The 6,830-nt window shown below is 70.5% G+C and carries 7 protein-coding genes and 1 pseudogene; all 8 read right to left on the bottom strand.

Translation table 11 applies throughout. The features are described from left to right. Positions 1 to 619 (bottom strand): hypothetical protein (locus ACFPOB_RS15820; protein ID WP_377799373.1); only part of this gene is annotated, 619 nt, incomplete at its 3' end. A gap of 1 nt (position 620) precedes the next feature. Next, a complete protein-coding gene (locus ACFPOB_RS15815) occupies positions 621 to 1,217 on the bottom strand; it encodes a YmfQ family protein (RefSeq protein ID WP_377799372.1) in 597 nt (198 codons plus the stop codon). Further along, on the bottom strand, positions 1,214 to 2,317 hold the full coding sequence (locus ACFPOB_RS15810; protein WP_377799371.1) for a baseplate J/gp47 family protein: 1,104 nt from the start codon (positions 2,315 to 2,317) through the stop codon (positions 1,214 to 1,216). The genes ACFPOB_RS15815 and ACFPOB_RS15810 overlap by 4 nt, the downstream gene beginning before the upstream one ends. Next, positions 2,317 to 2,784, bottom strand: a complete 468-nt coding sequence (locus tag ACFPOB_RS15805; RefSeq protein WP_377799370.1) for a phage GP46 family protein — start codon at positions 2,782 to 2,784, stop codon at positions 2,317 to 2,319. Before ACFPOB_RS15805 ends, ACFPOB_RS15810 begins: the two co-directional genes overlap by 1 nt. Positions 2,785 to 2,838: 54 nt before the next feature. Next, positions 2,839 to 3,405, bottom strand: coding sequence for a phage baseplate assembly protein domain-containing protein (locus tag ACFPOB_RS15800; protein WP_377799369.1), 567 nt, complete (start codon positions 3,403 to 3,405; stop codon positions 2,839 to 2,841). An 11-nt stretch (positions 3,406 to 3,416) separates the two neighbouring features. Beyond that, complete coding sequence (locus ACFPOB_RS15795; RefSeq protein ID WP_377799368.1) at positions 3,417 to 4,676, bottom strand: phage baseplate assembly protein; 1,260 nt, start codon at positions 4,674 to 4,676, stop codon at positions 3,417 to 3,419. Further along, on the bottom strand, positions 4,673 to 6,214 hold the full coding sequence (locus tag ACFPOB_RS15790) for a DNA circularization N-terminal domain-containing protein (RefSeq protein ID WP_377799367.1): 1,542 nt from the start codon (positions 6,212 to 6,214) through the stop codon (positions 4,673 to 4,675). The genes ACFPOB_RS15795 and ACFPOB_RS15790 overlap by 4 nt, the downstream gene beginning before the upstream one ends. After that, a pseudogene (locus ACFPOB_RS15785) lies at positions 6,214 to 6,830 on the bottom strand (hypothetical protein); the annotation flags it as partial. The gene ACFPOB_RS15790 and the pseudogene ACFPOB_RS15785, both read right to left, overlap by 1 nt.

Raw genomic sequence — 6,830 nt, 5'->3', positions numbered from 1 at the left:
AGCTGACGCCGCCAGCCGCGGTGCGCCGCAGTGCCTCCTGGATAGATCTGATCGGCAGGGCCAGCGAGCCTGGGTTGCTGTCGGATCCAGTGCTCTGGTGGATGACGAACTGCGTCGTGTTCGGCAGATTGCCGTTTAGAAATTCAACCGAGAAGCCGTCGAAGACCAGGATGCCGACAGACCCTGGGATCAGCGCGCCAGCGGGAGCGGGCGTCGTCGCACCATGAAGGCGGATGGTTTGGGCGCCAGGCAGGCCCGTCACAGCCAGCGTCGCGAGGCCAGTGTTAATTGCCGTGAAGCGTACGAAGAGCGGTACGTTGATCAGTTCGGACCAGCTCGCCGGCGCCGGATCGAGCGTGATCGTCAACGCATCGGCGGTGCCGGCCGCCTGGCGATAGTTCATCCTGTGAGATCGGATGGCCTTGGCCGCCTGCGCGAGATCGGCGCCGTCGCCCGCCAGGCCGGATTTCTCGATCACGGCCATGAGCTCTTCCTGCTCGGCATTGAGGTGCGTCGCGGTCACGACGGTGCCCGGCAGGCCGGCGACCGTGTCCTTGCTGCGGAAGCCGCGGCGCCCGCCGCCGATATCGACCGCCGTGAGGTGGACGATGCGATCCATGTCAGAGGCTCCCGTAGTCGAACACGACCTCGGTGTGCGCCGGCTTCAAGCGGCGGATATCGCAGTCGATGTCGCTGATGATGAGGTCGTAGAGGCGATCGCCGGCCTGGCCTTCGCCGGCCTCGAACAGGGTCTCGCCGGTAAAGGCGAGGTGGACCGTCCAGATGAACTGCTCCGGCCAGTCGATGAGCTCGTCACCGGCGACCATTTCTCCAGCATAGCTGCAGCGGTTCTCGCTGATGGTGATGGCAACGCCGCGCTTGGCCGCGAGCCCGATGAAGTAGGCCCGGGATGCGCCGCCGCGCGCCGTCCAGCGCTGATGCGCCAGCTGGCGTCGATCGCCGAGCGACATGGTCGACGGATCGCGCCCGCACGGATCCGGTCCGAGCACGCGCTCGAAATCGGTCAGGCAGACGGTGGCGAGGCGCGGATCGACCTCGCGCAGCATGTCCTCGGCCAGCTGCTCGACATCGGCAATGCCGCCGGCGAGCGGGGCGAGCAGCGCGGCGATGACGCTGTCGCGATCGCGGCGCCAGATCCAGCCCGGCGGCAGCAGCGACAGCAATTCGCCCAGGACCTGGTCTTCACTGCGGCTCATGGCGCAGGGTCCCAGGTGAAGGCGCCAGGGACCGGCAGCCGGTCACGCGCCGGGACGACGTCGGCCGCGGGCAGCGTGAGATAGTGACGGTACTCGCCGCTCGCCGCGCTGATCGCCTCGGACAGGCGGGAGCGGGGAAAGCGCTCGCCAATCTCGGCCTCGGCCGCGAAATGCGCCTTGGCGCCGGCCTCGACCGCGGCGCGGATCGGCAGCGTGTCCGGCACCACGGCGAGCTGGATCGGCACGGGCAGCAGCACGACCGGGCGAACATAGACCTCGGCCGTCACCGGCCGCAGCACGTCGAGATGTGCGGCCATGGCGTCGAGTTCGGCCGGGATCGGCACGGCAGGCGCGACCGCCGTGCCCATGGCGACGACGACGCCGACCGATCCGGGCCCGACCCAGAGCGGCACGGTCGCGACCTTGATCGCCGCAAAGCTGTTCTGGATCCAGAGGCGATAATCGTGCTTGGCGCCGCCATGGCCGGGCTCGCGGATCTCGGCGAGGACGCGGGCGAGCAGCGAGGCGTCGCTCTCTTCTTCGGCGCCGCCGGCCATGCCATCGCCATCGAGCACCGCCGCCTGCGGATCGAGCCCGGCCAGGACACTGACGATCGGCAACGTTGCGCCGCCCGCCGTGTTGCCGAGCAAGCCGCCCTCGGCCGCCTCCAGCGCGATCGTGACGGTGCCGCCGATGCCGACGACGCCGGCGGCCGAGGTGATGGCCAGGCCGCCGCCCGGCAAGCGCATGTCCAGCTCGGCCGGGACGACCGTGCCGGCGATGCCGCTGAATTCGGCGAGGCCCACGGCCTTGGTCGCCGGGCGCCGATGGACGCCCCAGATAGCAGCGTGGCGGATCAGGAACTCGGCTTCGGCCGTGTCCGGCATCAGCTGGTCGACATTCCAGCACAAATGCAGATGCGTGCCGTAGAGGCCCTGCGCCTGTGCCCGCACGATCGCCGCCAGCAGGCCCTTTTCCGAGCGAACGGCGCGGGCAATCGCCGCCGGGCTCGCTTCCGGCCGGATGCGTTTCAACGCGGCTTCAAGGCGGCCCTCCGCGCGGCGGGTTAGTTCGTCCGGGGTGGGCAGCGGCGCGGGCATCAGCCAGCCGCCTGCATCAGCTCGAGCTCGTCATCACCGATCCGGCAGGTCAGTGCCAGCCAGCCGCGGCGAACCCAGCTGGTGGTGATCTGCGCCGGCGTGCCGAGCTCGATCCGGGCCCAGGCCAGCGCCTCGCTGGCGACGTCCTGGACGAAGAGCTCGGTCAGCTCGTGCTGCTTGGCGCGATCGAGCAGCCAGAGCCGCGAGCCGGCGCGGCGGCCGTAAGGATCGAGCGCATCGCCCGACCAGCCGCGGCGGATGACGAAGGAGGCGGAGATGTTGAGGGCGTCGCGGCCCTGCGGCAGGGCGTCGTCAGGCCGGGCGCGCCGGTCGCTGCCGAGCGAGAGCAGCATGGGGGTGAGCGCGGTATCGTCGAGCAGCAGATCGCCATCCTCGCCCAGCTCGGCATCGGCCGTGCGAGTCTCGGGGTCGAAGATCAGCGCTGCGTCGAGGAAATCGGCGGCCATGGCGCGAATAATGTCGCGCGCGCGCAAGCCCGGACACGGCCCCGCGCGGGGCCGTCAGACGCCCGGCTCAGGGTCAGGCCCAACGACCACCGGGACCGAGCTGAAGATGCCGTCTGCCTTCACCACCAGCCAATTCGGCCCGCAGACCAGCTTGACATAGGTCGGCCGCACGACGACGCGGGGCGCCGTGGCTGCCGCCCCGACCTTGTTGACGATCCTGTCCTCCAGCACCTCGTCGGTGGCGTCCTTCACCTTCGACTTCACCCGCTTGCGGCTGGTGCTCTCGATCGAGCCGTCCTTCTTCACATGGACGCGGTCGGCCTTGAGGTTGTGGAGCGCGACCTCACCCTCCTCGAGGCCGCCCATTCGGTTCCCGGGCGCCTGCAATGGCAAGGCGACCAGGTCGCCCTGATCGCCGCCGACCGCCAGCACGATCGCTTCGCCGCCGGGCGGCGGCCTGCTCGAGACACCGGAGACGCCGAGCACCTCGACATCGGTGCGCTCGACATGGCGATGGACCTCGACAGTGGCGGTCTGGCTGCCGCCCTTGTCATTCGTCGAGCGCACGGCGGCGCGGGCGACGATGCCGCGATAGGCATGCGGGATCTCGGCATCGGACATCGGCGCCTCCTTCAGAGTGGCTTGGCGGTGCCGTCGAGCCCGCCGGGCTTGCTGCCGCCCTTCGACTTGCCCGACTTCTTCTGGCTGCGGCGATCGCCGACCGGCTGCAGGTCGAAGGCTTCCTTGCCGGTGACCCGAAGCCGGGTCATCTCGCCGCGCTCGTCATAGGTGATCGAGACGCCGGCGATCAGCTGCTCGGAGGAGAGGCCGGCATAGTCGTCCTCGACGAAGGCGACCGTGTTCATCTTCCAGGGCTTCTGCTCGGGCCCGCCGGTGATACCCCGGTAGGAGTAATCCATCTTGTCGCCCTTGGCGCGGCGGGTGCGCATCTCCCACTCGGCCTGCTTCTGGGCGTCGACATCCTTGGCCTGGGTGCGCGACATCGCGATATGCGGGCGCCACCTGGTCACATCCGGATCCTTGGCGTGGCCCATGACGTGCGCGCCAGCGCCGCCCGGCTTGTCGAGCGGTGAATCGGTCGCCGGCGGCTTCTGCTCCGGCGGATCGTCCTTCGGCTCCTCCGAGACGTTGAGCGCGGCCGTCGCCGGTCGGCGGCCGCCATTCTTCTCGCTCTGGCCCTTCACGAAATAGTCGCTGAAGCGCTCGCGGGCCGAGAAGGTGGCGCGTACCCGGATGACGTTCCCGGGGAAATGGATCTCGTCGATCGCCTTCTCTTTGCCGGAGCGGGTGATCAGGATGCCGCCGACGCGGTCGCTGGTGATGATCACGGCGCGCTGTTTGGCGTATTTCGCCAGGGCAGAGATCACCGTCTCGCCGGCCTCGACCGTCGCCTTGTCGAGCACCGGCGAGGTGTCGACGTCGCATTTGACGGTGATGCCGAAGGGCGCGCAGAGCTTCTTGGCGAACTCCTCGAGCTTGATCGACTTGTATTCGTGCTTGCCGCGCGGATCGGGCGGACAGTCGACCAGGTCGCCGGTCTTGTCGCGGCCGCTGATCGTGACATAACCGCCGCCCTGCTCGCCGGCTTCGGAAGTCACGTCGTCGATCCAACCGATCAGCCAGGTCTCGCCGTCGATCGTGATCTCGGCCTTGCGGCCCCAGTTCATCGGCTCGCCGTCGCCGGCCGGCGTCGTCCACTCCCAGGTGCCCTTGGCCCGCTCGTCGTCATGGACGGTGAGCTCGAAGGAGGCGGCGAGCTCGCCCATGTCGTGGACCAGCTCGGCCCTGGTCCAGCGGTCGATGGTCTTGCCGTCGATTTTGAGCGCGATCCGGCGCGTCGGGATCTTGTTGGGCAGGTAGACCTGCGTCACGGCTTAAGCACCTCGATCGGCCCGGCGCCGAGCACGGCCGGGTGGCGCAGCCGATTGCGCCGGACAATGTCGTGCAGCATCGGCACGACCTGGCGCGGATCGTCGCCGGCATAGTGCTGCGCCAGCAGCCAGGCGCCGGCGCGCGGCGGCTCGATCGAAAGCACGGCGGGAAGTCGGCCGACCACCTCGGACATGTCGATCGCGAGGCGGGCGCTGGTCGCCTCGAGGCCCTGCCAGAGCGCCGCGACCACGGCCGGCGCCTCGCCGGCAAGGCCGGCGGCGCGGGTGCTGGCGCCCGACAGCGCGAGTTCGGCCCAGCCCTGCCAGGCCTGCGCCTCCTGCCTGCTTTCGAACTCGATCTCCGCCATCAGGCTGACCGCCTCGCTGACGAAGGCGGTCTCGGCCGCGAGATAGATCAGCCGCTCGGTCGCGGTCACCGGCGCGCGGCCCGGCAGACCGGCCGAGGCGAGCGCGGCGCCGGCGGCGATCGCGTCGGAGATCCCGGGCAGCCGGGCCGCGACCGGGTCGGCGAAAGGCGCGAGGACAGCATCCAGCACCGGATTGCCCGAGCCGCCGGGCGGCGGCGGGACGGACGGATCGGCCGCGCGCGCCGCGATCACCGCGGCGATGGTGAACATCAGGCTGGCGCCGGCGCGGGGCTCGGGCGCCGGGGCTTGCGCCGCCGTCCGGGCGGTGCCGGCTGTCCCTGCCGAGGCCAGGCCCGCCGCCTGCAACGCCGCCGATTCCGCGCTCGGGCCGAGGGCGGCCGGCGGCTGCGGCCGGAAGGCGGCGCCCAGGGTCGCCGGATAGCGGCCGACCAGATCCGCGAGGCTGGCGGCGACGATCCTGCGGTCACTGTTGCCGATCGCCCGCGAGAAGGCGCCGGCGAGCCCGCGCGCCAGCGGCACCAGCACGGCCGCCTGGACGACGGCGCCGACGATGTTCGAGGCGATCGAGAACACGGTGCCGACCGCGCCGACCGCGAAGGAGAAGATCGACAGCGGCATCAGCGCGACCGAGAGCACCGAGCCGATCAGGCCGGTGGCGGCGCCCAAGAGACCGCCGACCGCGCCGAGCAAGCCGGTGAGCGAGCCGAAGGCACCGCCCAACAGCCCGCCGAGGAGGCCGCCGGCGAGCCCGCCGAGCGGGCCGTCGCCGGTCGGGTCGAACTCGCATTCGACGCGGGCGACCCGCAGCTCGTCGGCGGCAAAGGAGATCTCGGCCGGGCGCAGCAGCACGCAATCGATCGGCCCACGCCAGGGATGCATCAGCGTGCCCGAGCCCGGTGACCTGAAGGCGCGGCCGAGCGCCTCGGCCTTCGAAACATAGTCGTCGCCGATGATCAGGCCCGAGAGCCGGATCGGCCCATCGAGGGGCCCGGTATCGTCATGGGTCTTGAGGTCGAGCCCGGGATAGAGCGTCGCATGGATGCGCCGGCCGACCGTGTGGCTGGCGTCGATCACCCAGAAGGTGACGCCGCGCCAGGCGGCCGGGCGCAGGCCCGGCAGCAGCGAGCCCGGATTGGCGAAGTTCAGCATCAGGCGCGCCCGAGCATGGCGCCGCGGTTCGGCGTCACCGGCACGGCCGGATTGGTCGACTGGACGTTGACGACACGAGCGCCCTCGGTCGCCTCGACCACGATCTTGCCGCCGACCTGGACATTGCTGTTCGCGGCGGCGGTCTTGGCGAAGCCGTTCGACCCGCCGATCGAGCCGCCGGCCGGCGCCGGGCTTGAAGTCGGGTTGAAGCCGCCGCCGAGCGGGTTGCCCATCGGGTCGGTCGCCGGCGCCGGGGCGTTCTTGACGCCGCTGGTCGCACCAGGAGCATCGGAGCCGCCGCCTAGGAAGCCAGGCAGTTTGAACGCACCGGTGATCTCGGCAATCTTACCCTTGATGTAGCCGATGAGGGCATCGAACTTCTGCGCCATGCCGTCCCAGAGCCCCTGGACGGCATTCTGGCCCGCCTGCATGAGCTGCCCGGCGAGGTCGCCCAGGCTGGCGACGATCTTGCCGGGCAGCTGACCCGCCCAGGCAGCAAGCTCTTCCCCCTTCGTCCTGGCGCCATCGAGCAGACCCTGCAAGCCGGACTGGCCCGCCTGCGTGAGCTGGCCGGCGAGGTCGCCAAGGCCGGTGACGATCCGCCCCGGGAGCTGAC

It is taken from the genome of Allobosea eneae (assembly GCF_042657265.1).
GTDB classification, from domain to species: Bacteria; Pseudomonadota; Alphaproteobacteria; order Rhizobiales; family Beijerinckiaceae; genus Allobosea; species Allobosea eneae.
The sequence above is the reverse complement of the archived record's forward strand: the minus strand, read 5'-3'. Positions and strand labels throughout refer to the sequence as shown.

Excerpts from the sequence above, each read along its gene's own strand:
- ACFPOB_RS15790 (WP_377799367.1), bottom strand. The coding sequence starts at position 6,214 with ATGCTGAACTTCGCCAATCCGGGCTCGCTGCTGCCGGGCCTGCGCCCG.
- ACFPOB_RS15810 (WP_377799371.1), bottom strand. The coding sequence starts at position 2,317 with ATGCCCGCGCCGCTGCCCACCCCGGACGAACTAACCCGCCGCGCGGAG.
- ACFPOB_RS15800 (WP_377799369.1), bottom strand. The coding sequence starts at position 3,405 with ATGTCCGATGCCGAGATCCCGCATGCCTATCGCGGCATCGTCGCCCGC.
- ACFPOB_RS15805 (WP_377799370.1), bottom strand. The coding sequence starts at position 2,784 with ATGGCCGCCGATTTCCTCGACGCAGCGCTGATCTTCGACCCCGAGACT.
- ACFPOB_RS15815 (WP_377799372.1), bottom strand. The coding sequence starts at position 1,217 with ATGAGCCGCAGTGAAGACCAGGTCCTGGGCGAATTGCTGTCGCTGCTG.